18 protein-coding genes and 1 tRNA gene are annotated in these 24,951 nt (G+C 61.7%); 8 read left to right on the top strand and 11 right to left on the bottom strand.

From position 1 onward, the window contains the following. Nucleotides 1-23: 23 nt before the first annotated feature. Nucleotides 24-827 carry an inositol monophosphatase family protein gene (locus DMY87_RS03290; RefSeq protein ID WP_110789833.1) on the top strand — a complete coding sequence of 268 codons (804 nt, stop codon included), beginning with the start codon at nucleotides 24-26 and terminating at the stop codon, nucleotides 825-827. A 789-nt stretch (nucleotides 828-1,616) separates the two neighbouring features. Here DMY87_RS03290 and DMY87_RS03280 read toward each other — a convergent pair. Beyond that, on the bottom strand, nucleotides 1,617-1,874 hold the full coding sequence (locus DMY87_RS03280; RefSeq protein WP_054158746.1) for a hypothetical protein: 258 nt from the start codon (nucleotides 1,872-1,874) through the stop codon (nucleotides 1,617-1,619). Nucleotides 1,875-2,389: 515 nt separating this feature from the next. On the opposite strand from DMY87_RS03280, the gene DMY87_RS03275 reads away from it, so the two are divergent. Next, entirely contained in the window at nucleotides 2,390-2,905 is a 516-nt protein-coding gene (locus DMY87_RS03275; RefSeq protein WP_110789831.1) for a Dps family protein, read from the top strand. Nucleotides 2,906-3,233: 328 nt separating this feature from the next. Here the strand turns inward: DMY87_RS03275 and DMY87_RS03270 are convergent, their stop codons facing one another. After that, complete coding sequence (locus DMY87_RS03270) at nucleotides 3,234-3,785, bottom strand: helix-turn-helix transcriptional regulator (protein WP_110789830.1); 552 nt, start codon at nucleotides 3,783-3,785, stop codon at nucleotides 3,234-3,236. Nucleotides 3,786-3,967: 182 nt separating this feature from the next. Here DMY87_RS03270 and DMY87_RS03265 point away from each other — a divergent pair, with 182 nt between their 5' ends. Together DMY87_RS03265 and DMY87_RS03260 are read left to right on the top strand one after the other, a co-directional pair. Further along, the gene (locus DMY87_RS03265; RefSeq protein WP_110789829.1) at nucleotides 3,968-4,603 is read left to right on the top strand and encodes a response regulator transcription factor; all 636 of its coding nucleotides are present in this window, start codon (nucleotides 3,968-3,970) and stop codon (nucleotides 4,601-4,603) included. 109 nt (nucleotides 4,604-4,712) lie between these two features. Further along, entirely contained in the window at nucleotides 4,713-5,063 is a 351-nt protein-coding gene (locus tag DMY87_RS03260) for a response regulator transcription factor (protein WP_245408811.1), read from the top strand. Nucleotides 5,064-5,091: 28 nt separating this feature from the next. Here the strand turns inward: DMY87_RS03260 and DMY87_RS03255 are convergent, their stop codons facing one another. The 6 genes from DMY87_RS03255 to DMY87_RS03230 all read right to left on the bottom strand — a co-directional run bounded on the left by DMY87_RS03255 (nucleotide 5,092) and on the right by DMY87_RS03230 (nucleotide 11,322). Continuing rightward, nucleotides 5,092-6,708, bottom strand: coding sequence for an MFS transporter (locus DMY87_RS03255; RefSeq protein WP_110789828.1), 1,617 nt, complete (start codon nucleotides 6,706-6,708; stop codon nucleotides 5,092-5,094). Between the two features lie 117 nt (nucleotides 6,709-6,825). Then, on the bottom strand, nucleotides 6,826-7,803 hold the full coding sequence (locus DMY87_RS03250) for an alpha/beta fold hydrolase (RefSeq protein ID WP_110789827.1): 978 nt from the start codon (nucleotides 7,801-7,803) through the stop codon (nucleotides 6,826-6,828). 63 nt (nucleotides 7,804-7,866) lie between these two features. After that, nucleotides 7,867-8,319, bottom strand: coding sequence for a DoxX family protein (locus DMY87_RS03245; protein WP_110789826.1), 453 nt, complete (start codon nucleotides 8,317-8,319; stop codon nucleotides 7,867-7,869). A gap of 11 nt (nucleotides 8,320-8,330) precedes the next feature. Further along, complete coding sequence (locus tag DMY87_RS03240; RefSeq protein ID WP_110789825.1) at nucleotides 8,331-10,208, bottom strand: amidohydrolase; 1,878 nt, start codon at nucleotides 10,206-10,208, stop codon at nucleotides 8,331-8,333. Between the two features lie 48 nt (nucleotides 10,209-10,256). Further along, complete coding sequence (locus DMY87_RS03235) at nucleotides 10,257-10,514, bottom strand: XapX domain-containing protein (protein WP_110790358.1); 258 nt, start codon at nucleotides 10,512-10,514, stop codon at nucleotides 10,257-10,259. 151 nt (nucleotides 10,515-10,665) lie between these two features. After that, a complete protein-coding gene (locus DMY87_RS03230) occupies nucleotides 10,666-11,322 on the bottom strand; it encodes a hydrolase (RefSeq protein ID WP_110789824.1) in 657 nt (218 codons plus the stop codon). Between the two features lie 401 nt (nucleotides 11,323-11,723). On the opposite strand from DMY87_RS03230, the gene DMY87_RS03225 reads away from it, so the two are divergent. Then, a complete protein-coding gene (locus tag DMY87_RS03225) occupies nucleotides 11,724-16,802 on the top strand; it encodes a trifunctional serine/threonine-protein kinase/ATP-binding protein/sensor histidine kinase (RefSeq protein ID WP_133252994.1) in 5,079 nt (1,692 codons plus the stop codon). 111 nt (nucleotides 16,803-16,913) lie between these two features. Here the strand turns inward: DMY87_RS03225 and DMY87_RS03220 are convergent, their stop codons facing one another. Both DMY87_RS03220 and DMY87_RS03215 read right to left on the bottom strand, forming a co-directional pair. Further along, entirely contained in the window at nucleotides 16,914-19,769 is a 2,856-nt protein-coding gene (locus DMY87_RS03220; RefSeq protein WP_110789822.1) for an ATP-binding protein, read from the bottom strand. A 399-nt stretch (nucleotides 19,770-20,168) separates the two neighbouring features. After that, a tRNA-Gln gene (locus tag DMY87_RS03215) sits at nucleotides 20,169-20,242 on the bottom strand. Nucleotides 20,243-20,528: 286 nt separating this feature from the next. Here DMY87_RS03215 and DMY87_RS03210 point away from each other — a divergent pair. Genes DMY87_RS03210 through DMY87_RS03200 form a run of 3 tightly spaced genes read left to right on the top strand, consistent with a single transcriptional unit; the run spans nucleotide 20,529 to nucleotide 23,454 of the window. Further along, nucleotides 20,529-22,271, top strand: a complete 1,743-nt coding sequence (locus tag DMY87_RS03210) for a Ppx/GppA phosphatase family protein (protein WP_205908135.1) — start codon at nucleotides 20,529-20,531, stop codon at nucleotides 22,269-22,271. A 2-nt stretch (nucleotides 22,272-22,273) separates the two neighbouring features. Continuing rightward, the gene (locus tag DMY87_RS03205) at nucleotides 22,274-23,056 is read left to right on the top strand and encodes an RlmE family RNA methyltransferase (RefSeq protein WP_110789820.1); all 783 of its coding nucleotides are present in this window, start codon (nucleotides 22,274-22,276) and stop codon (nucleotides 23,054-23,056) included. A gap of 14 nt (nucleotides 23,057-23,070) precedes the next feature. After that, a complete protein-coding gene (locus DMY87_RS03200) occupies nucleotides 23,071-23,454 on the top strand; it encodes a VOC family protein (RefSeq protein ID WP_110789819.1) in 384 nt (127 codons plus the stop codon). Here DMY87_RS03200 and DMY87_RS03195 read toward each other — a convergent pair whose 3' ends face one another. After that, complete coding sequence (locus DMY87_RS03195; protein ID WP_110789818.1) at nucleotides 23,455-24,861, bottom strand: DHA2 family efflux MFS transporter permease subunit; 1,407 nt, start codon at nucleotides 24,859-24,861, stop codon at nucleotides 23,455-23,457. It lies immediately after the preceding gene. Nucleotides 24,862-24,951 lie beyond the last annotated feature (90 nt).

Below are 24,951 nucleotides of genomic sequence, written 5' to 3'. Positions count from 1 at the left end.
CAGAAAGATCAAGGAAGAAGAGAATGACAGTCAACGATACGTCCATCGCCGCACGTTTTGCGCTTGCCAAGACACTTGCCGCCGAAGCGGGCGCCATGGCGCTCGACTATTTCAATCGGCGCGACACCCTGGTGATCGAGACGAAACGCGACCTGCAGGATGTGGTCTCGATCGCCGATCGCAATGTCGAGACCTTCCTGAAGGAGCGGGTCGCCGAAATCTATGCGAATGACGGTTTCCTGGGCGAGGAGTTCGGCCATGACGAAGGAAGCTCGGGTTTCACTTGGGTCGTGGATCCGATCGACGGCACGGCGCCCTTTGTCAACGGCATGCCGACCTGGTGTGTCTCGGTCGCGATCGTGCGGGGTGGCGAGCCGGTTGTTGGCGTGATCCATGTGCCCTGCTCGGATGAGCTCTATGCTTCTGCCCATGGCTTCGGTGCGACGCTGAACGACAAGCCCCTGCGCCTCGATCCCAGCCGCAATCTCCAGAATGCGATGACCGGGATCGGCTGCAACAACTACGTCACCCCCGAACGCGTCGGTGCGATCATCGCCGGCCTCATGGCGCAGGGCGGAAATTTTATCCGCAATGGATCGGGTGCGCTGATGCTCGCCTATGTCGCGGCTGGCCGTCTGGTTGGGTATTACGAGCCGCATATGCGTGCCTGGGACTGCATGGCGGGTTTCTGCCTGGTCCGCGAGGCTGGCGGCAAAAACCTTCACTTCCCGGGAGCGGGAGCCGAATTCCTCAACGGGCACCCGGTGCTTGCGGCGAACCCGTCTTGCTATGACGAACTCCTGCAGCTTCACATGAGCAATCTGTGACGGGACCAAGGTCCCGATGACAAATTGCGGACCCAACCGCGCATATCCGTGAGAACGTGAGCTCGGCCCTGTGCGGATTGAAGCAGGGCCGGGGCCGGCTCCGCTCAACGGCATCGAGTCGGAGCCGCTGCGCATTGGCGTTGAACGGCTGTATATTCGATCTCGAACTGGTAGATCAGTCCATGGATGCCGGCTTCAAACCTGCGCTACGGGCGGTGGTGAGTTCCCTTGGTTTCGACGTGGGACGCTGGCACGCCGTTTTTCAGCCGATAGGTGAGGCCGCAGAGTTGCCGATCTTTTTCAGCCGATCGACTTCCTTCTCGCGCGCATGTTCGAAGAGCTCCTGGAACTGCTGCTTGGACATTGTTTCCTTCGACGGCAACGGCAGGCGTAAGTGGATACTTTCCATTGATGTGGCTAGAACGCCTGCCAATTTGAGCCGTGGGTAGGCTGCAGCCTGCTGGACTTGTATATGTCGATAGTCGGCATAGCGATGTTGGGTGCGGGCTTTGGTAGGGAGCACAGTGGCGCGGAGCCTTTCTCTGCATCGCCTTCCTCTGACCAGAGCAGTTCGCCCCGGGGCAGCTCTTCGGCGGGCGGTAGGCTTGCCAGCGCACCGATCACACTAAAGCATGCTGCTGCAACTGCCAGAACTATGGTTCGCATCGTTTCGCTCCTTTTCATGGCTTTTTGCTGCGGCGCCAAGCCGGCAGCCAATTGGGATGGACTGAGGTCAGCCGGATCGGCCGAGCTTGCTCTCGGCCGACCTGGTCTGTGGTGCGCTCGGTGTCAGGAAGCGTTCGAGATCGTGCGGTTGACGAGGGTCACCGACTTGTCGGCGTTCACCTTGTAGATCTCGCGGACATCGCGACCGTCACCGTTGGAGAAGGTGTGGAAGAAGGTCGAGCCGGCGGGGGCCTTTTCGAGCATGACATCGCTGTTGTCGTAGGTGATCGAGCCCGGGATCGGCTGGACGCTGGCGAAAGCGGCCGTGCCGGCTGCGAACGAGATCAGGGCGGCGGAGAGGGCGGTAAGAATGGTCTTCATGGTCGTGTTCCTTCAAGGGTTGAGTGAGGGCCGATCTTCGGCCGGGTTCATCGGACTGCTTCAAGACAGGTCTCTGGCGGGAGGCCTGGTAGGGCGCTGATCTCGCATCCGGGGAGGAAAGGACTGCGTGGTTGATCAGCCAGTTCAGAGTGACAGTGAGGGGGATGAGGTTCCATTGAACGTGAGTTCGTTCGCCACCAACATTGGTATGCCGCAGCCATGCCGAAGGCATGGCCGGACATGACCGAAGGTTTGGGTCAAGGCATTGATCGGACAGGGCCGCATACGGAAACGTTGGTAAAATCAGCTCGGATCCCGAGCGCTGCCCAATTGCGATGGCCAGCGGGCGGCACGTGCCAGCCATCCCGCGCTATCCGGATGTATAGGGGCGAGCATACCAGCGGCTGATGGGCGGGTTTCCGGTGGAAGCGTAGACTTGCCGTGCGGGCCGGGCCGACGCCGGAGGCGTCTGTCGGAGAGCCAGCATCCACCGCATGGCCAACAGGAGATGACCCATGGAGCCTCTCGCAGTCGAGGCGCGCCGCAAGGCCGCACTCACCACACCGTCCCGATTCCCGCCCGAAGCGGTGAAGGACATATCCGCAGCGCTCACCGGCCTGCTTGCCGATACCTTCGCCCTCTATTTCAAGACCAAGAACTTCCACTGGCACATGAGTGGGCCGTCCTTCCGCGATTATCACCTGCTTCTCGATGAGCAGGCGGGCCAGATCTTCGCGATGACCGATGCGATCGCCGAGCGGGGCCGCAAGCTCGGCGGCACGACAATCCGCTCCAGCGGCCATATCGCCAGGCTCCAGCGGTTGCTGGACAACGATGCGGCCTATGTGACACCGCAGGATATGCTGGCCGAGCTCCGAGACGACAACGAGCGTTTCGTGTCCTTTGCCCGCCAGACGCATGGTCTCTGTGCCGAGCATGGCGATGTTGCCTCAACCAGCCTGCTTGAACAGTGGATCGACGAGGGCGAGCAGCGTGTCTGGTTCCTCTTCGAGATCTGCCGCAACACGTAAGGAGCGCATCGGAACCGAGTGCGTTCAGGCTCACAGCCAGCGATCAAGAACGGGACCGGGCCAGGAACGGCTTCGGTCCCGTTGTTCTATGCGCCGATCAGCATCATCACGCCGATCAGCAGAACCTGCTGCCAGACACTGTGGCGCGCTCTGCTGCGGGCAAGGCTTGGAGATTTTCGGGTGGTGAGGTCTTGCCGGTTGGCGGCATCGCGCACGAAGCGCGCGATTAGGGCGGAAGGCGCCCTCGTCGGACTGAAGGATCATGGCGTCGTCGCACGCGGGACCGCGTGCAACAGGATAAACGATACCGGCAGAGCGGAAGCTGTGTTTAGGCGATCCGCCTGCTGCGCCGCCAGGCGGCGGGCGTTTGGCCTGTGACGCGACGAAAGACGCGGCAGAGATGGGACTGGTCGGCAAAGCCGCAATCAAGCGCGATTTCGCACAGCGGCGTATCGGTGGTGAGCATCAACTGCTTGGCACGACCAATGCGCCGCCGGCAGATATAGTCGTGCGGGGATGTCCCGAAGCTGGCACGAAAGGCGGCAGAGAAATAGCTGGTGCTGAGCCGTGTGATCTGGGCCAGCTCATCGATATTGATGCGTCCGGCAAGTTCTTTGTCGATATGCCGCTTGACCCGGCCGACCTGCCATGGAGCCAACCCGCCACGCGTGGAGGGCTCTGGGGTCTCTAACAAGTCAGGGCTGCCAACAAGGGCCGACGCTTTCCGGATAAGGTCCATTGCGGTGTCCTCGTTTTGCTCGACGAGGGACATGGCATGGGCAAGCAGGCGGCTGAGCTGGTGGTGTTGCGACGCCAGTGAGCTAGCGCCGATAGGCGCCCGGTGAAGGCTGTCGTCGATCTGGAAAGGAAGTGCTGACATGACGATCCCCGTTGGTTCTGATGTATGGAGAGATCTTCATGCGAATGGCGGTTCAAAGAAATTGTACGGGAATTGATCAGCGTCAGACTGCAGTGCTAGCCTCGCATACCCACGTATAGTTGCCGGAGCATCGGTGCGGGTCTTAAACAAGCTGAACACTCACAAGCCCTGGAAGGCAAAGGATGTCCGTGAGCCCTCTCGTTCTGGTCGTCGATGACGAGCAACTCGTCCGCAGTTCTGTCGATAGCCTGCTGCGCTCGGTTGGCTATCGGGTGAAGTGTTATGCCACGCCACTTGATCTTTGCCGCGACGTGCAATGCCTGGAAGAAGCCGATTGCCTGATCCTCGACGTCCGTCTGCCCTTCACAAGTGGCCTTGATTTCCAGCAGAAGCTCTCTGAAATGGGCGTCGAGATACCGATCGTTTTCGTGACCGGCCATGGCGATATACCGATGTCGGTTCGGGCCATGAAGGCTGGAGCTGCGGACTTTCTGCCAAAGCCCTTCAGGGATCAGGACATGCTCGATGCAGTCGCCGCTGCCTGCCTGACGCGGGCTGCGGCGAAGGGCGAGACCAAGCTCGAAGCCGAACTGAAAGAGCGTTTTTCCTCGCTCACCGCGCGCGAGCGCCAGATCATGGAAATGGCAACGAGCGGCCTGATGAACAAGCAGATAGCCGGTGAACTCGATCTGAGCGAGATCACCGTCAAGATCCATCGCGGCAAGATCATGCGCAAGATGATGGCGAAAACCTTTGCCGACCTGGTGAAGATGTCGGAAGCCATCGCGCGACACCAGGGTACACCGGTGGGCCGATAAACTCAGGTATAGTCGATAAAGTTATGAAATACGGCTATTAAGGCATGCAGTGAACCCGGTTCCGACCGGAGATTGGCAGATCAAGGTGCATGCTCCCAGGCTGATTTCAGTGATCGACGATGAGGTCGAAGTCCTTCGCGGCACCAGCAGCCTCTTGCGATCCTGCGGGTTCGACGTTGCGACCTTCACCTCCGCTAAAGATTTCCTCCATTCGCCCAGCAATGGTCGGTCAGCCTGTCTGATTTCCGATGTCCAGATGCCCGGCATGAGCGGCATCGAGCTTTTTGCCGCGCTCAGGGCCCGCCAGGATCCTGTCCCTGTCATCTTCATCACGGCCTTCGCCGAAGCCCCGGTGCGCCAGCATATCGAGGCCCCTGTCTGCGTGCTGCAGAAGCCTTACCAGGCAGAAGCCCTGATCGCCTGCATCGAGCGCGCCATCAGCGTCCAGCCAGAAACGTGACGAGACGCCGAAGCGCCTCGCCTTAGGCCTATTTTACATCCCGATTTCTCGCCGGAATGGCGATAAGGTGCCGCACAACCGGTCGCTTCTCACCTTGGTGATAGTTGATGAGCTGGCCGTGGATCTCCGCGTCCGCCTGTGATGCGCGTTCATGCTGGCGCAGATGCTCGGCCCAGGATTCGACGAAGAACCATTCGATAATCTGCTCGGGATTTGCCGCATCTTCACTGACGCCCCAGAGATAGGCGCCGTCTCTGCGCCGCGCTTCGGCATGGAGGTTGAGTGCCCGGAGAAATGCGGGGCGGTCGTCTGCGGTAACCGAGTACTCGACCTGCACCATGACGGGTCCCTGATCATGGGCAACGCTCTCCGCCACGATGGGCTCCGGCCAGTGGTGGGACGCGGAGAGGTCATCCTCGCCCAGCGGCAGCTTGATCAGGTGCATCAGGACTGCGCTTACGCTCAGGCCGGCGGCCGCAATCAGCAGTGTCGTCGTCAGCCCCAGGGCCTCGGCCGTCACGCCCCAGGCGATGCTGCCCGTCGTCATCGCTCCGTTGAAGACAGTGAGGTAGACCGCAAGTGCCCGCCCGCGCACCCAGTTGGGCAGCACCGCCTGGGCCACGCCATTGAGGACCGTGAGCGCCGCGATCCACGCGCTGCCCAGCAGGAAGAGGCAGATGAAGGCTGCCCATTGCGGTGGCGCGAAGGTGAGCACGACCATGACGCCGGCGCTGAGGATCGCAGATCCCAGAAGGATGGTGTCGGAACTCAGCCGACTGCGAAGTCTCGGCAGGACCGTTGCCCCGCCGATGGCCCCGGCACCGACCGCGCCGAGCAGCAGGCCGAAGAAGCTCGCCCCGCCCCCAAGCAGATCCTTGGCGACGAGAGGAAGAAGCGCCCAGGTGGCGCTGGCGAAGATGAAATACACGCCGGACCTCACGAGCACGATATGCAGTTTGCGGCTCGAGCGGGCATAACGCAGCCCCGCGCGGAAGGCGCCGAAGAAGTGCTCCGGGATGTGGCTGACTTCGCCCCTTGGACTTTTCCACCAGAGGAGTGCGCCGATCACGAAGAGGTAGGTGGCAAGATCCGCTGCATAAGCAAAGGCTGCACCGAAGGCGCCGAGCAGGATGCCGCCGACCGCCGGGCCGATCGACCGCGACACGTTGATCCCGACGGAGTTCAGCGCGATCGCGTTGCGCAACTGAGATCGCGGAACGAGATCCGGCACCATGGATTGCCAGGCCGGACCCGCAATGGCTGCGGCTGTTCCGCCGACAAGGGTGAGGCCGATCAGGAGCTCAACGGTGATCAGCCCGCGCCAGGCAAGCAGCGTCAGGGTTAGGCTGACCGCAAGCAGCACGACCTGCATCGCCATCAGCAGCTTGCGCCGGTCGAGAATGTCGGCCAGCACGCCGGCCGGCAGCGCCAGCAGGAAGATCGGCAGGGTCCCTGCCGCCTGGATGAGGCCGACGGCACCCGGAGAGGCGGAAAGATCAGCGACGAGCCAGGCACTCGCGACGTCTCGCATATAGGTGCCGGTATTGCCGATGACGGTTGCGGTCCAGAGGACAGCGAAGGCCGTATGGTGAAACGGCGCCAGCGCACTGCCGGCCTCCGCTTTGTCAGGCTGCAATTGGGTCATGACGATCACCTCTCGAAGGTTCGGTGCGACGGAGCGCCCTGCTGCAAACCGGGCACGGTGTAGACACACGAAGGCCGCCGCGGGTCAGGCGGCGGCCTTGGGAGGCACAAGCCCGGCTCAGCTCTTCACGAAGGCCAGCAGATCCGGATTGATGACGTCGGCATTGACGGTCAGCATGCCGTGAGAGAAGCCCTTGTAGACCTTGAGCGTGCCGTTCTTCAGAAGCTTGACGGAGATCTCGGCAGAAGCGGCGATCGGAACGATCTGGTCGTCGTCGCCATGCATGACGAGCGTCGGCACGGAGATGTTCTTCAGGTCCTCGGTCTGGTCGGTTTCCGAGAAGGCCTTGATGCCGTCGTAATGAGCCTTGGCACCGCCCATCATGCCCTGGCGCCACCAATTCTGGATCACGCCTTCATGTACGGTTGCGCCATCTCGGTTGAAACCGTAGAAGGGACCGGCCGGCACGTCACGGAAGAACTGCGCGCGGTTGGCGGCAAGCGCAGAACGGAAACCGTCGAACACTTCGATCGGCAGGCCGCCCGGATAGGCTTCCGTCTTCACCATGATCGGCGGGATGGCCGCGACCAGGACGGCTTTCGCCACACGGCCCTGCGGTTCGCCGAAGTTCGCAACATACCGTGCCACTTCGCCGCCACCGGTGGAGTGGCCGATATGGACGGCATTGCGCAGGTCGAGCTTTTCGAAAACAGCCGATGCATCGGCGGCATAGTGGTCGAGATCGTGACCTTCGCTCACCTGCTGCGAGCGGCCATGGCCACGGCGGTCATGGGCGATCACGCGGTAGCCGTTGAGGAGGAAAAACAGCATCTGCGCGTCCCAGTCATCGGACGACAAAGGCCAGCCGTGATGGAAGACGATCGGCTGCGCATCCTTCGGACCCCAGTCCTTGTAGAAGATGTCGACGCCGTCCTTGGTGGTCACATAGGTCTCGGTCATTGGTATCGTTCCTTCCTGTTGAAGTGCGTTGAGGGTTTCCGAGGCAAAGACCGGGAGCGTCGTTGCCAGCGAAAGGGTGGCGCCCGCGAGCAGTGCCTGCCGCCGGGACAAGAGGAATTCGTGTTTCTGATCCATCGCTTGCTTCCTGCTGATTGGATGATCGGAGACTAGGGCCTTGATGCTGTGCGCTCTTGTCGCCTAGGCCGGTTTTTTGGACGTTTCACCGCTTGCATCCATCCTGGCGACGAGAAGGAAGGCGGCGACCAGGCCGAGATGCTCGAAGAAAGCATTGGTCGCGCCCGTGCGTGCCGGACCCGCCGGCATCGTCCAGAACTGCAGGGCAATGAAGGTCGCCGCGAGCGTGAAGGCCGCGAGCGCCAGGGCTCCGGCGCGGCGATGAAAGCCCGTGATGACCATGGCGGAAGTCACGAGCTCGAAGCCAATCACGCCGGCCGCGAAGAGGGGTGCCGGCAGAAGGCCGAAATGAGTCATTTCCTGAATGGCGCCCTCGAAGTCGAAGAGCTTTGTCAAAGCGCCCTGGATGTAAGCCGAGCACAGCGCGCTCAGCATCAGGACCTTTGCCGTCGACCCGTTGAGCGCATTGCGCCGGATCGGTCCAGTCTGGTGTTCAAAACGTGTGATTGTTGTCATCGTTTTTTCTCCTAAACGGCCCAGCAGGAGCAGCCGAGCGCTCCGAAAAAGCCCTTGAGATCGCTGATGGGCAGGCTGGAGGTCCAGGCGCCCGCATGATCGTGACCATGCACGCCGCAGTCATTGGCGCAGCCGCAGGACGAAATCGCGTGGCGGCGCAGTGAGTTCTTGCCAGCCCCTTGCGGTTCGCCCCAGCCGGCATAGCCACCGAAGGTTCTGACCGGTGACCACTCAGGCATGGCAGGAGGAAGCGGCGGCGCATCAATGCCGCTGAAGTCACCGGCGCCGTAGACGACCTTGCCGCCGACGATGGTGAGGTCGGATGTGAGGAAGGAGATCTCGTCCTCCGGGCAAGAAAAGTAGTCCTTGCTCGGCACGATCAAGTCGGCGAACTGACCGGCCTCGATACGCCCTTTGCGCCCCTCCTCATTGCTGAACCACTGGACCTTTTCGGTCCACATCCTGAGCGCCGTTTCCCTGTCCAGGCAGTTCTGCCGCGGATAAAGGCTCATGCCGCCCACGGTCTTGCCTGATATCATCCAGGAGAGCGAGACCCAGGGGTTATAGGAGGCAACGCGGGTCGCATCGGTTCCGGCAGAGACATGCACGCCACGATCGAGCATCTTGGCAATCGGCGGCGTTGCTTCGGCGGCACCATGGCCGTAACGCTCGACAAAATACTCGCCCTGATAGGCCATGCGGTGCTGCACCGCGACGCCGCCGCCAAGGGCCGCCACGCGGTCGATCGAACGATCGGAAATTGTTTCCGCATGGTCGAAGAACCAGTTGATGCCGGAGAGCGGCGTATCGCGGTTCACCTTCTCGAAGACGTCGAGGGCCCGCGAGATCGTCTCGTCATAGGTCGCATGCATGCGCCAGGGCCAGCGGTTCTGCGCAAGGACGCGCACCACCTCCTCAAGATCGCCTTCCATCTCCGGCGGCATATCCGGGCGTGGCTGCCGAAAATCCTCGAAGTCGGCGGCGGAGAAGACCAGCATCTCGCCGGCACCGTTGTGGCGGAAGTAGTCAGTGCCCTGCTTGTAGGTGACCGAGGAAGTCCAGCGGAGAAAGTCCTCTTTCTCCTCCTTCGGCTTCTGGGTGAAGAGGTTGTAGGCGAGCCGAACCGTCAGCAAGTCGTCGTCTGCCAGCTTCTGGATGACGGCATAGTCATCCGGATAGTTCTGGAAACCACCACCGGCATCAATGACGGCCGTGACGCCCAGCCGGTTGAGCTCACGCATGAAATGGCGCGTCGAGTTTACCTGGTAGTCGAAGGGAAGCTTTGGCCCCTTGGCGAGCGTGGCGTAGAGGATGCCGGCATTGGGTTTGGCGAGCAGCAGCCCGGTCGGATTGCCGGCGGCATCGCGCGTGATTTCGCCACCCGGCGGATCCTGGGTGTCCTTGGTGAAGCCGACAGCGCGAACGGCAGCGGCATTCAGCAGCGCGCGATCATAGAGGTGCAGCAGGAAGACGGGGGTGTCGGGCGCGATCGCATTGATCTCGTCGATGGTCGGCAGCCGCTTCTCGACGAACTGATGTTCGGTGAAGCCGCCGATCACCCGCACCCATTGGGGTGCAGGCGTCACCGCCACCTGGCGCCGCAGCATGTCCATGGCGTCGGCCAGTGAGCGGATGCCGTCCCAGCGCAGTTCCATGTTGAAGTTCAAGCCGCCGCGGACGACATGGGTGTGATTGTCGTTGAGGCCAGGCAGGACGCGTTTTCCGCGCAAGTCGACGGCCTTGGTCTGGGGACCGGCATGTTTCATGATCTCGGCGTCGCTGCCGACAGCGAGAAACTTGCCATCCTTGATTGCAATCGCCGTCGCTGACGGATTGGCGCGGTCAAGCGTGGTCACGAGTCCGTGGTAGAGGATGAGGTCGGCATCCATCACAGTGTTCCTTCTGAGTTAAGAGGCATCGGTACGCGGGCGAGAAGCTCAGCCCGTCCGGTCCTGCGGCCTGCGGGTCTCGCTGAGGTCAGTCGTCGTCCGTGTTTCGCCCTGCTTCGGGAGCGATGTCGTGATCGGCTGCCGGACGAGGGCGCCCCTGGCGAGCGGCACGATCTGCTCGCCGATGAGGATGCCGAGCAAGCCGACCAGCGCGATGACCGGCGGGGCAGGGGAGCGCACGTTGAGGACGCCGTAGATCACGCCGACGAGCAGCCCTGCTGCGAGTGAGATGAGATAGAGTTTCATCACCGTTTCCTTTCGGCGTGAGATCGAATGCATGCGGTGGTGCTCATGAACGTGTCGTCCACCTACGCCTGGCGCGATAGGGGAGCCGCGCCAGGCGTGGTTGGTCGCTCCGGTTGGGAGGCGGAACGCGGAGCGACCGGCGGGGACGGGATCAGTGACCTTCGGCGGCGTTGAACATCGTCTTGGCGTAGGTGACGCCGAGGCCGTAGGCGCCGCCGAGCTTCTTCGCGATGCCTGTGGTCGCCTCGTAGGTCTCACCACGTGCCCAGTCGCGCTGCAGTTCGAGCAGGTACTGGAGCGAGGTCATCGGCTGGGCGCCGGCCTGCACCATGCGATCCATGGCGCGGTCATGCGCTTCCGTGCTGACATCGCCACAGGCATCGGCGATCACGTAGACCTCGAAACCCTGGTCGAGCGCCGAAAGGGCCGGGCCGACGATGCACACGCTCGTCCAGAGGCCGCAAAGCACGATGCGCTTCTTGGCGATCCGGTTGACATCGGCGATCACGGCCGCGTCTTCCCAAGTGTTCATCGAGGTGCGGTCCAGCATCGCCTGACCGGGGAAGGTGCTGGTGATCTCGTCGAACATCGGGCCGGAAAAGCTCTTCTCGGCAACGGTGGTCAGGATGGTCGAAACGTTGAAGGTCTTCGCGGCATTGGCAACAAGTGCCGCATTGGTGCGCAGGTTGACGGCATCGATGCTCTTGGTGGCAAAGGCCATCTGAGACTGAAAGTCGATCATGATCAGCGTGTGATCGGCGGCGTTCAGAAGGCGGGCGCCGGGGGCGGCTTTGGCTTGAATGGTCATTTTCGTTTCCTCGGTGCTTGGGAGAAGCAGTGACGAGGAGAGAATGCCTTGGAGTGCTGCCGGTCTCTTGTCGGTTACGCAGCCGTTTTGGACGTTTCGCTGATCGTGCTGAGTGAGCGGAACCGTGAGGACTGGTGCTGCCCATTGGAAGGGCCGCAGCCCTAACCGTCTGTTAGCCGATGAAGATCACGGTCGCATTTCGGACAGCGCAATCACCATTGACTTCGAGACGACATAACCCGGGCTCTATCCGTTGGATCAGGCATCGAACGTGCCATCTAACAAAAACTACCGGTTTTTGATCGAGTTCTCGGCACTTATTAGCGGTTGGGCCATGGACATGGTCCGGGGTGAAACTGCTACTTTGACAAAAGTGATGTTTTGTCCATTCGGAGACAACGGTGCCCTCAACCGCCGCGACAATGGAAACGCTGGACGAAGCCTGGCTGCGGGGCAGCACGCGTGTCGCTGTTTGGCAGGCCGCTTCGGTGAATCTGTATCGCCTCTCCCAGGGTTCCGCCGCCTGGGATGCACTCATTCTGCCACGCGACAGAGACGGGGTACGATCCTCCCAGGCCGATGCACGCATGCGTCGCTATCCGAATGCCGATGGCTGGCTCGACACGCCGGTGGCGATATTGGAGGAGGCGGAGCATCGCGTCCTGGTGTTCGACACCGCAAGTCTTGTTCTCAAGCTGCAGTCGCCTTCGCCTGCTCCGCTTGCCGATTTTCTACCTCTTGCGCTTTACATGGCCAGGACACTCTCGGCGGCCCATGCCGCAGGGGCGCCGCTGGGATCTCTGCATCCAATCGACTTTGCGGTCGATGGTCATGGCGGCCTCCGGTTAAGGACAATGCCGGCGACGGCGTCCGCGCAGACGCTCGGCGTGATTGATGAGATCATCTATCGCGCACCCGAGCAATTGAGACCTGTCGCCCCGCAATATGACGGTCGAAGTGACCTTTACGCGCTCGGCATGATCCTCTTCAGGCATTTGACCGGCATCTTTCCGCTGGCAGCCAACTCGCCCGTTGAATGGCGCCACGCGCATCTTGCGCTTGCACCGATGGACGCAAGCAGCATGTTCTCAGACCTGCCGCCGGTGATCGGGCAGATCCTGAAGCGTCTGCTCGCCAAGGAACCGACCGCTCGATACCAGACGGCCCTTGCGCTGGAGGTCGATCTTGCGCGCTGCGAACAGGAATGGCGGGAAAATCGCACCATCGGCGATTTCGAAATCGGTTGCGTCGATACACCCTTTGCACAGCTCGGAACCTCAGCGCTTTTCGGTCGTGGCGAGGAAGAACAGATCCTCGCCAACGTGCTGGACCGCTTTCTGGATCACGGCAAGCCGTCGATGATCTCGGTGCATGGTCAGCCCGGCGTCGGGAAGTCCAGCCTCATCCAAAGCCTTGGCAAGGGGGCGGCCGAACAGGCACTGTTCCTGCAAGGCAAGAGTGACCAGCATCAGTCGGAATTGCCCTATGCCCCGATCGTGCAGGCGATCAGCGCCTTCATTGATGAGGCAATGCGTGCCGATCACCTGACGCTGGCATCGGTTCGTAAGGCTCTTGCCCGCGAATTGCAGGGCAACGCGGCACTGCTGGTTGACCTCCTGCCTTCAATGGAAATCCTGACCGGGCCGCAGTCGACACGAACGGAAATAACCGGCCAACTGGTCCAGCTTCGCTTGCAGAGGGCATTGCGCGCGGTGCTGTCGGTCGCGGCAGCGACCATCAAACCCCTCGTCCTGTTTCTCGATGACATACAATGGGCCGACGAAGCCACACGCTCCTTCCTGTCGGTTCTTGTGAGCGAGCCGGTTACGGGGCTCCTTTTGATCGTCGCCCGGCGTGACCAGTCCGGAGAGGCGCAAGCCCTGTCGGAACGGCTCCTCGCGGATGCCCGCATTTCCATGACCGAACTGGCCGAGCTTTATCTGAGCCCACTCTCTCTGCAATCGACCCGTCAGATGCTCGATACGATCTTTTCGGATGCACCGGACGGTCTCGCGGATCTGGCCGAAACCTTGCACGAGAAGACAGGGGGAAACCCCTTCTATCTGCGAAGACTGCTGCAGGCTCTCGTTCAGGACGGCGTCGTCTATTTCTCCCCGGACCAAAGGGCGTGGCTGTGCCGAGTTGAGGACGTATCGCGTTATCCCGCGAGCGAGAACATCATCTCCTTCGTCACCGCCCGTCTCGAGAAGGAGGGGGCGCAAGCACTTCGGCTGTTGCAGACGATGGCCTGCATCGGCCCCGAAGCAGAACAGGCAGTTCTTGCCAGTGCCCTCAGCCTATCACCTGAAAGTCTTGCCCAGCTTGCAGCACCTCTGGCGCGCTCCGGTTTTGTGGTCCTCTCGCCTGCAAAACTGAGTTTTGCCCATGACCGCATCCAGGAGGCAGCCTATTCGCTGATGGACGCGGAAGAACGGCGCGCTCGCCATCTGCATCTGGTCGATGTGATGATGTCGCTGTCGGACGGCTCAACCAATGCCTCGGCCTTTGCTGTGGCCAATCAGATCGAGCAATGCAGAGACGAACATCTGCAGATTGAAAAGCGGAAGCTGTTTGTCGATGCCCTTCTGGTCGCACTTGTCCATGCCAGGCGCTCTGCCGCCTTCGGCCAGGCGGTCCGCTATGGGGAGACTGCGGTTAGCCTGATCAAGGACGACCTTTGGGCGGAAGACTACGCACTGTGCTTCCGTGCCCATATCCTCCTGTGCGAGGCGCTGCTGGGAGCCGCCTCGCTCGAAGCTGCCGAGAGCCGGCTCAACGATCTCTTGCAGTATGCGCGATCGGCCCTCGACAGGAGCGCCGTCTTCCGTCTGCGCGCCAATCTGCTGACGCTGAAATCTGACTATGAAGGCTCAATCGATGAGGCGCTGCTAGGGTTGGACGAGCTCGGCGTCAAGCTCGCGCGCGGGTCGACAGAAGCGGAGCAGGAAGAGGCCTATCGTGCCATCCGGCGAGGGTTGGACGGGAGACGGATTTCCGATCTGGAACACATGCCCGTCATGGACGACCCGCGTATCAGGGCCGCCATGTCGCTACTCGCGCCGCTCATCTCGTCGGTCTTCACGACGGATGGCCTCCGCTTCCTCCATCTCGCCAAAATGGTGGAGCTTACGCTCGATCATGGGGCAAGCCCTGAATCCCCGCATGGCCTTGCGTGGTTCGGCGCCATCATCTCCGACAAATACGATGCCTATGCGGACGGTCTGGAATTTTGCCTCGCCGCGCGGGCGCTCGTCGACAAATACGGCTTCGAGGAGCACCGCACTTCGGTCCTTCTGGCGGTCGATCAGGTGGCACCCTGGACCCAGTCCCTGCCTTACGCCCTGGAACGCGTCCGCGAAGCCCTCGACGCCGCCCATGCGGCCGGCGATGTCGGCTGGATGTGTTATGCGCGCAATCACTTGGTTTCCGATCTCATTGCCATGGGGGAGGAGATCCCCAACATCAGGCGCGAGGCAGAAGAGTCGATCGCTGTCACCCGGCGCTTTGGTTACACGGATATCGAGCATATTCTGGCAGCCCAGCTCCGACTGGTCGTCGACCTTGCCGAAGGCCCAGGAGAAAGCCGGTCATCGGCAAGCCTCACGCAGAGTGCCCCCGTTGTTTCAGCGACAACCGCATTCTGGGTGGCCTTCTATGACGGGACCTCGCTCTACTATAACGGCGCCTACGCTCCGGCAGTCGAGAAACTCCGTGCCGCCGACGCCCTCAGCATCTTCCTGCTCGCCCATATCGATACCGGCTTCTGCAAGTTCTATCTCGGCCTCGCGCTCGCCGCCCTGGAACAAGGCAGGTCGGCGGAGAACCGTGATGATCATCGACTCGCTGAAGTCCGCGCCCGCCTGGCGCTTTGGGCAGACCTGAACCCGTTGAATTTCGCCGACAAGCTGCTGCTCCTCGATGCGGAGATTGCCCGCAGCAAGCGGAGTTATGCCGAGGCTCTTGTTCTCTACGAAAAAGCCGCTGCCGCTGCCCGATCCTCGCGCTTCGAGCACGAGCATGCCTTGGCGCTGGAGCGCGCTGGGGCATGCTGCCTGGAAATGGGCAACCGGATCGGTGCCAACGCTTACCTTTCACTCGCATCAGAAGCATACGAACGCTGGGGTGCTGGACACAAGGCAAGAAGCCTCAGGACAGCCTTGACCTTGGAGGCGACCCGGCGTCCGTCTGCTGCGCAAGGTCTGACCTCCGCTGCCGGTGACCTCGACACAGTGCTCGGGACTTCGCTTGCGCTGTCGGAGGAAATTGTTCTCGACCGGGTGATCGAAACGCTGATGACCCGGATGCTCGTTCACGCAGGCGCCAATCGCGGGCTGCTGCTGAAGATTGCCGATGGCAAACTGGAGGCAGAGGCGTCCGCCTGGACCGAAGGCGACAGCGTGCGCGTCAGCACGATAGATCCGGACCGCTATGGCATAAGCCCACCCTATTCGGTGATCGATCGAGCCCTTCAGACGCGAACCCCCTTCGTCATTTCCGGGTCCGATTTCGCAGCCTGGGCTGCCGACAAGGTCCCCGGAACGGGGCGCTCGATCCTCTGCGTGCCCCTTTTGCGGCGGGGGGAACTTACCGGCCTTCTCTGCCTCCAGAACGACTATCTGGAGGGCGTATTTGCCGCTGACACCGTGGCACTCCTCAAGCTCCTGGCCTCTCAGGCCGCAATTTCGCTCGAGAACGCCCGGCTCTACACGCGGCTGCTGCAGGAAAACGAGCTCCGCTCTCGGAGTGAGCAGGCGCTCGCGGGAGCGAGAGCTGAGCTTGAAAAGAATGCGCGTCTGACCCTGCTGGGCGGGATCGCCGCCTCGGTCACGCATGAACTCGGCCAGCCCTTGTCTGCCATAGCGTCGAACGCGGGCGCCGGCCTTCGGTGGCTCAGCCGCGCCGAACCGGACATCCCGGAAACGCTGAGCGTCCTGACCGAAATCGAGACCAGCGTGACACGCGCCCACGACATCATTCGTGCACTGCGCGCCCTTTCGAAGCAGGCCCCAAAGGTCGAACAGCCCGTCGATATCGACGACGTCATTCAGGAAGTGCTGCGCATTGCGCGCTCCGAGATTTCAAACCACGGCACCGAGGTTCGCCTTGACCTTGCAGCAGGAGGTGCGGTGGTTTGGGGCGATGCCACTCAGTTGAAGCAGGTCGTCTTGAATCTCCTCCACAACGGCATGGAGGCGATGAACGACATTCCCGAACGAAGGCGGACGATCGATATTGTCTCGAAGTGCACCTCATCCGAGATCTTGGTCACTGTACGGGACTTCGGCAAAGGGATCGCGCCGGAGATCGCATCACAGATCTTTGAGCCGATGTTCACCACGAAAACCACGGGCATGGGCATGGGCCTTGCGATCTGCAAGTCAATCATCGAGGCCCATCACGGCGTCCTGACCGCTGCTGCCGAGCCCATCGGAACCAGTTTCAGCTTTGTCATTCCGTTGAGCTCGCGTGCGGACGCGTAGACTGGCATCAGACGCGGACCTGTCCTCCCGTTTCTGGGGCTTGCGGCGGAGAGGTCTCCCGCTGTTGTCGATGGTGTTCGGCAAACCTGACGCTGTCCTTGCTGGTCAGGATCAGATCTGGTTTCTGACCATCTCTGCCAGTGGATCGCCGTCGTCTGGGTAAGAGGCCAGTATTCCGCGTCCGGCTTCGGTGGCCACGCTGTGAAGCCTGTCGGATGCCTTTCGCTCCAGAACTCGAAGCACATTGCGAATGGCCAGAGCAGAGGCGCCCAGCTCTTCCGCGCAATCATGGCTCTCTTGAAAGGCGATTGCCGCGCTCGCCTGTCCTTCCGGGCTTTGGTCATGCCAGAGCAGAGTGCAACGGATGGACTGCAGTTCCGGCATCCACCATCGGCTGTTGTTCGCCCTGCAGAAAGATATTGCCTGATCGATGACGTCTAACGCCTCGTTGTCTCGGCCGAGTTCACCAAGCATTTGTGCACGAATGCCATCGATCCAGGGGATGAGCATACGGAACTTGTTCCGGTCCATCTTGTCACGCAGGGCCGTGAGCGCTGGGTAATTCGGGTTGCCGCTCAACGCATTGACAGCTTGCAGCGCGGCCTCGCTGGAGACCTCCCTGATTGTCATGGACTGTTGGTGCACGGCCTTTCGCAACGTCTCGCAGGCGTGGCGCGCATTGTCATAGTCACGCAGCGAGCAATAGAGGGGAATGATGACCTCGTTCAACGCCCAACAGTGATACAATCCATGTTCCGGCTCCTCCAGGGGGCCGCGGATCGCCTCGTAGTGGTCCAGTGCCGTCGTCACCTTTCCGCGCAGCCATTGTGCCTTGATCAGAAAAATGCGCGACAGAAGTCCGGGATCCGTACCGATCCGCATGAAACGGCCGAGCGAAATGAGCGCCTGGCGCTTGACGACATCCTCCAACTCCCTTTCGGCTCGGAACTGATCGCCCCGCATCTGCAATGCCATGGCGTTGTAGTTGTCGGCGATCAGATCATCATCGTCCTGCAGATCGCTTTTGCTCGATGGCCTCAACTTCTCCGCGCAAGCATCCGCCAAATCAGGCTCTGACCGATAGATATGGAGCCAGTAGAGGCCGGAATAGGCGAGGATTGCGGTGGGGTCCAGCCGAGCATCCGGTGTTTTCTGGATCGCAACGTCCATGGCGGCTTTCGATGCGTCCACCGGGCCGTTCGTTGCCAACAATGCGGCGCCATAATAAGCGTTCAGAGCAGCCCACAAAGCCTCGCTCTGCTCGACACGTCCCTGATAGGTCAGCGCCCGCGCGGCGATCGTCTCGCAGTCCCTGAGCAGCGAGAGCTGCATGTAAAGCGGCGCGGCTTCCGCAGCGAGGCGCACGGCCAGTGCGGGGCTTTCCGCCATCTCGAATTGCCAGTCGAGGCAGGCCGAAAGATTGGTCAGATTTGGGCACGCCGACCCAAACCAGTTTATCGCCTTTTCCTTGTCGCCCTCGAGCAAGCCTTGCCCTTGAATTTCCAGGATGAAGAATTCGCCCAGTTTGGCCTGAACCTGATGCCATTCACCGGTTTTGATCATCTGATCAACGCAGAAGGCGCGTGTCGTATCGAGGAGCCGGAAAGACGCTCTTCCGTCTCGATCTTCCTTGACGATCAGATTTTTGCCAACGAGCACGGCGATCGCCTGGATGACGTCGCGTTCCGGCAGATCTTCGCTGGAGATCACCCGCAGGCACGCCTCGACGCTGGCGGCACCCAGAAAGACAGACATCTCGAGCAAGACACGCTTTTGGCTTCTGGTCAGCAAGTCGAAGCTCCAGCCGATCATCTTGCTCAGCGTGCGATGACGCTCAGGCCAATCGGTCGGCATGAGATCGATCATCTCGAAGTTCTCGCGCAAAAGCAGGTCGAGATCGTGAACGCCGAAAATGGAAAGATGCGCGCAGGCAATCTCGATCGCCAACGGTATGCCATCGAGCCGCCTGCAGATCTCGGCGACGCTGGCCAATAGTTTTTCACTGAGCAAAAGACCCTGCAGATGCGCGGCCCCGCGATCGAAGAAAAGCGCAATCGCACTATACGCAACAATGTCGTCCGCCGTGAGCGCCAGACCTGAAGGGGGTACGGTCAATGCGTCGAGCCGCACGATATGTTCATCGCGCACGTTGACCGGCTGTCGCGAAGTCGTGATGACAGTGAGATTTTCAAGGTCCCAAAGTTCATCTTGGTCGAAGGCCGACAACACGTCGGTACATCGGTCGACGCAGTCAAAGAATACGAAACCTCTGGAGGATCTTAAGACCTCGCGGACCAGGTCCACGGGCGCTTGGAGCGTGCCAGAGACCGGTAGTTGCGCCGCAAGACAAGCCCAAATGTCAGCATTCTGGCGGACATTCGATGCATCGATCCAGAAGACCGTCGCTTCCGGGCGCAGGGTTTCCAGAACCGCGAGTGCGAGTGTGGTCTTCCCAAAGCCGCCAGGCGCGAGGATTGTCACAAACCGATGGCGACGGGCCGCTTTGACGGTGGCTTCAAGATCGTGCTGGCGCCCGATGAGTGTTTTCGGTCTGGTCCGATTTGCCTGTTCCAGCGCATCATCCTTGATGGAGTTGCGAGCTGCAATTGCCCCCTTCTCCGGAAGGAACTCGACTTTCTCCGTAAACACATAGCCGACGCGTGAAACGTTCCTGATAAAGGGTCGGGCCTCGGCTTCAGGTGACAAATGTTTCCTCAGAACATTGATTTGAAATCGCAATGCGCTGTCGGTGATATTGGGGGCACCCCAGACCCTGTCGACAATCAACGCGCGGGGCACGGTCTGGCCGGCCAATTCGAGCAAGACTTGCAATATATCAGCGGCTCGCCCGCCCAGCGGCAACTGTTGGCCCCGTCGGCTCAAATTCCGGGTGCGGGTATCGAAGGCGAAATCGCCGAAGAGAAACACGCCCTTCTCATGCGCTTGCAAAGGATCAAGCTCTGCCATTGACTGGTCCCATAGTTTCCTCTGACAATTTTCATTGAAATATCGAACCGGGCAATTCCCAACCGCCGCCACTGATAGGAGGCACCCCTCAGGCAAAACAGCTAAGGTTGCGCTGAGGCGCACGACAAATCATGGGTCGAGCGGTAATGTGCTCAGAACAGATAGTCTGTCCAAATGCGGCGTGTCAAATAGCCCAGAACGGCAAACACAGAGCAGCACCGATAGGCGTAACCTCCGGCCGTGAAAAATGCACAATTTGCATCTGGACGCATGTGACGCAGCCATATCGCGCCGTGATGCGGGACGCTGACCGGTCCCCAGCGAATTTTTTGCAGGCCGCGATTCAGCACAGATGCCGCACGACGGAAAAACGTAGAAATCACGGCTTTTTGGGAGAATTGGCTGGGGAACCTGGATTCGAACCAAGATTAACGGAGTCAGAGTCCGTCGTTCTACCGTTGAACTATTCCCCACCAGGGTATCGCTTGCGCGATCGGTGAGCGGGCTTATAGACAAAAGCTTCGGCATTGCAAAGACCCAAATCGGAAAAAAATCATCGAATGTTCGCGCTGGGTCGGAATGGCGATGGATCCCGGCTTTTGGCGCTGGGCGGCGCTGCCGAAGGGCCTCTGCGGGCGCGACAGAAAAACCGTTTGGCGCAACGGGTTTGCGCTGGTATGCTCTGCCCAACGAAACGAATGATGATACCAGCGGCATGCGTCGGTCTTGGCGCCTTGCGCGGTTCAGTGGATAACTTCAGTGACAGACCCCAGTCGCGGCGGACAGCCGAAAAGCGAGGGGGCGTCGACAGGCAGGCGCAAGAGCGGTTCCCACCGCAGGCGCGGCAAGGGCAAGAAGGCGGGGCCGGTCACGAGCGGTCTCGATGTTTCTGCTTCGGCAGGATCGGCGGCAGCGCCGGTCCCTGAGCGACGTTCCGAAACAATGATTGCGGATGGACCCATCCGCAAGCGAAAGCGGCGCAGGCGCGGCAAGGGTGCCGGAGCATCCGGCCCATCTCCCCATGGTCATGGCGACAAGAAGCCTGCCGACTCCGTGTCGGGCGAAACGGCCCTGCGTGCCACGGGCCAGTCTGAGCACAGCGCAGCCGGCGAAGCGTCGTCCGGCGCATCTGCGCGATCGGCGCAGTCGCGTCCCTTCGAACGTGAGGGCGATCGCACGCACCATGGCGCAGCGCCGCCAGCCGGCGAGCCATCCTCGACGCGTGGCGATCAGCCGGAGGGCCGCAAGGGCCGCCGCAATCGCAACCGGCGCGGATCGGCCGCAAAGCCCGGCCATGTGCGTCCGCTGGCGGGATCTGAACCACCCTCCGCAGCCCAGAGGGCGCGGTCGGCTGAATCGCCAGCGCCAGCGAAACCGGCTCCGTTAAAGCCGCATGCCCACCGCCCGTCGCAACCGCCGCAGGTCGACCGGCCGCGCAGCACCTGGGAATTCGCCTCCGACGATCTCTATGCGGCACTCGATCTCGGCACCAACAACTGCCGCCTCCTGATTGCCCAGCCGACACGGCCCGGACAGTTCCGCGTCGTCGATGCCTTTTCCCGCATCGTCCGGCTCGGGGAAGGCCTCGGCGCCACCGGACGCCTCTCTCAGGATGCCATGGATCGAGCCGTCGAAGCCCTTCGCATCTGCGCCTCCAAGCTCGCCGGCCGGGATATCCGCCGCATGCGCCTGATCGCAACCGAAGCCTGCCGCGCGGCGGAAAACGGTGAGCTTTTCCTCGAAAGGGTGACGGCAGAAACCGGGCTGAAGCTTGAGATCATCAACCGCGAGACCGAGGCGCGCCTTGCCGTGTCCGGCTGCTCCTCGCTGGTCGGCCGTGAGGCGCGTTCGGTGGTGCTGTTCGATATCGGCGGCGGCTCCTCGGAAATCGCCGTCATCCGCATCGCCGACAACCGCTCCAGCCGGTTGGCCAATCACATCACCCACTGGACCTCGCTGCCCGTCGGTGTGGTCACGCTGTCCGAGCGGCATGGGGGGCGCGATGTAACGCCCGAGATATTCGAGGCGATGACAGCGGAAGTGGGCGGCATGCTCGATCGCTTCGATTGCCCGGATCTGGCTCTGGGGCCGGATGGCATGCCGGAAGATTTCCACCTGATCGGCACGTCGGGCACCGTCACGACGCTCGCCGGCGTGCATCTCGATCTGCCGCGTTATGATCGCCGCAAGGTCGATGGCCTCTGGCTGACCGATGCCGAAGTCTCGGCGATGCAGGCGAAACTCCTGTCCTGGGATTATGCCGGTCGCGCCGCCAATCCCTGTATCGGGCCGGATCGCGCCGATCTGGTGCTGGCCGGCTGCGCCATTCTGGAAGCGATCCGCCGGCGTTGGCCGTCGAGCCGCATGCGGGTCGCCGACCGGGGCCTGCGCGAAGGACTATTGACCGACATGATGGCCGATGACGGCGTCTGGCGACGTGGCCGCAGCCGTCGGCCGCAGACGGCGTCACAGCCGACGCCACAGACTTCGAGGGAGCGCTGACCATGGCAAAGCCACCCATTGCCGGCAACAGAACCGGCCGCAAGCTCGGCCAGAAGGTCAAGAAGGGCAAGCTGAAAGCGTCCTCCAGACGCTGGCTCGAGCGCCATATCAACGACCCCTATGTCCAGCGCGCCAAACTTGAAGGTTACCGCGCCCGTGCGGCCTTCAAGCTGCTGGAGATCGACGAGAAGCATCAGATCCTTAAAGGGGCCACCCGCATCATCGATCTGGGTGCCGCCCCCGGCAGCTGGTCGCAGATCGCCGCCAAGGTCACCGATTCGACCGATGACGACATCCGCGTCGCGGCGATCGATTTTCTGGAAATGGCACAGATCCCGGGCGTGAAAATCCTGCAGCTCGACTTCCTCGATCCGGACGCGCCGCGCCAATTGGTAGAAGCGGTCGGCGGCACGCCGAACCTGGTGATTTCGGACATGGCGGCGCCCACCACCGGCCACCAGAAGACAGACCATATCCGCACCATGCATCTGTGCGAGGTTGCCGCTCATTTTGCCGTGGAGGTTCTCTCCGAAGGCGGGCATTTCCTCGCCAAGACCTTCCAGGGCGGCACGGAGAAGGAGCTGCTCAACATGCTGAAGCAGAACTTCCGTCAGGTCATGCATATCAAGCCCGCCTCGTCGCGCCAGGAATCGGTCGAGATGTTCCTGCTTGCCAAGGGCTTCAAGGGCCGCCGGGGCGGGGCCGTTGTCGAACTCGACGAAGAGGGCTTCGTCCGTGACCCGCGCGAGGATGTCCCGGCGACCGAGGATCTGGATCTGGATTGAGGTCGGGCACGGTCATGTTCACCTACATCACCATCGGCATCAACGATCTACCCCGCGCCGTCGGCTTCTACGATGCCGTGCTGGCGATGCTCGGCATCGAGCGGCGGTCCATCGATGACAGCGAGGCCGGCTATGCGGCGCCCGGCGACAGTCGCTGCCGGTTCTGGATCACGCATCCCTTCGACCGGCGCCCGGCAACGGTCGGTAATGGCTCCATGCCGGCCTTCGAAGCCGCCTCGCGTGCTGAGGTCGATGCCTTCCATGCCGCAGCGCTCGCCCATGGCGGCACCGATGACGGTGCACCGGGCATCCGTCCCTTCCATCCGAACTTCTATGCCTGCTATGTCCGCGATCCCGACGGCAACAAGCTGTCTGCGCTCTGCGAAAGGCCCGAGTGATTATTTCACGCTGATCGTCTCGTCTTCCCCGCCCCGGCGATAACCCGATACGGCCGACCCCACATCGCCCGACAGGCCGAAGAAGGGAAGGACCGCAAAGATCGACAGTCCGGCAACGATGGCAAAGGCCAGGTGGAAATCGCCCAGCGACAGTGTCTCGCCTGTCATTCGTGTGCTGGCTTCGAGGATTGCGGCAGCGGTTGCCACGCCGAGCGCTAGGCTCACTTGTTGCAGGACCGATGTGAGCGAGGTTGCTTGCGACGCCTGGATGTCTTCGATTTCGGCATAGCCGAGCGTGTTCACGCCGGTGAAGAAGAACGAGCGGCAGAAGCCGCCGATCAAGAGCACGGTCATGATGAGCGCGATCGGCGTTGCCGGCGTGAAGACGCTGTTGGCCGCCGTCGTGATCGCACCGCCGATGCCGGCCGCGATCAAGAGGTTGCGGAATCCGGCGGCCGCAAAGGCGCGCCTTGCGATGAACTTGGTCGAGATCGCGCCCACGGCGGCGACAAAGGTGGTCATGCCGGACTGGAAGGCGCTCATGCCGAAGCCGAGCTGCAGCATCAGCGGCAGGAGGAAGGGCGTGGCCCCCGCGGCAATGCGGAACACGGTGCCACCGATGATCGCCGCGCGAAAACTCTTGTTGGCAAAGAGCGACAGGTTCAGCAGCGGGGCAGGGTGGCGCCGTGCATGCTGCACATAGAGCCCGAGGCAGACGATGCCCGCCATAGTGGCAATCGCGCCGACGTAAATCGGCAGCGCCGGCAGGCTCATCACGGAAAGGCCGAAGACGAGGCCGGACGCCGCCCCGGAACTCAGCGCGAAACCGCGCCAGTCGATCGCTGCCGTCTCGATCGGTTCGATCTCCGGCAGATAACGACTGGACATGACAAGGCCCAGGAGTCCGATCGGGATGTTGATCAGGAAAATCCAGTGCCAGCTGAAGAAGGTGGTGATGAAACCACCCACCGGCGGCCCGGTGATCGGTCCAAGCAGGCCTGGAATGGTGAGCAAGGCCATCGCAGACACCAGCTCGCTTTTCTTCGTCGTGCGCAAGAGCACGAGACGCCCGACCGGTGTCATCATCGCCCCGCCCATGCCCTGCAGGAAACGCGATGCGACGAAGAAGAACAGGGAATCGGCAATGGCGCAAAGCAGGGAGCCGATCATGAACACCATGATCGCCGCGCGGAAGATCCGCTTGGCACCGAACCGGTCGGCCATCCAGCCGCTGACGGGGATGAAGATGGCGAGCGCCACCATATAGGCGGTCAGCGCCAGTTTCAGCGTGATCGGCCCGACGCCGAGGTCGGCGGCGATGGTCGGAAGTGCGGTGGCAATGACCGTTGAGTCCATCTGCTCCATGAACAGGGCAAAGGCGAGGATCAGGGGCGTGATGCGGTTCATCGGCATTCCGGGGGGGACCGTCGAAGGCTAACGGCAGGTGTGGCCTCATAACCCATTCAACGCGTCGGCGAAACCATTTTGCCGGCCGCC

Origin of the sequence: Peteryoungia wuzhouensis (assembly GCF_003205195.1) — a bacterium.
In the GTDB taxonomy this organism is placed as follows: domain Bacteria; phylum Pseudomonadota; class Alphaproteobacteria; order Rhizobiales; family Rhizobiaceae; genus Allorhizobium; species Allorhizobium wuzhouense.
Note: the sequence above shows the minus strand (reverse complement) of the source record. Positions and strands in the feature narration are given on the sequence as shown.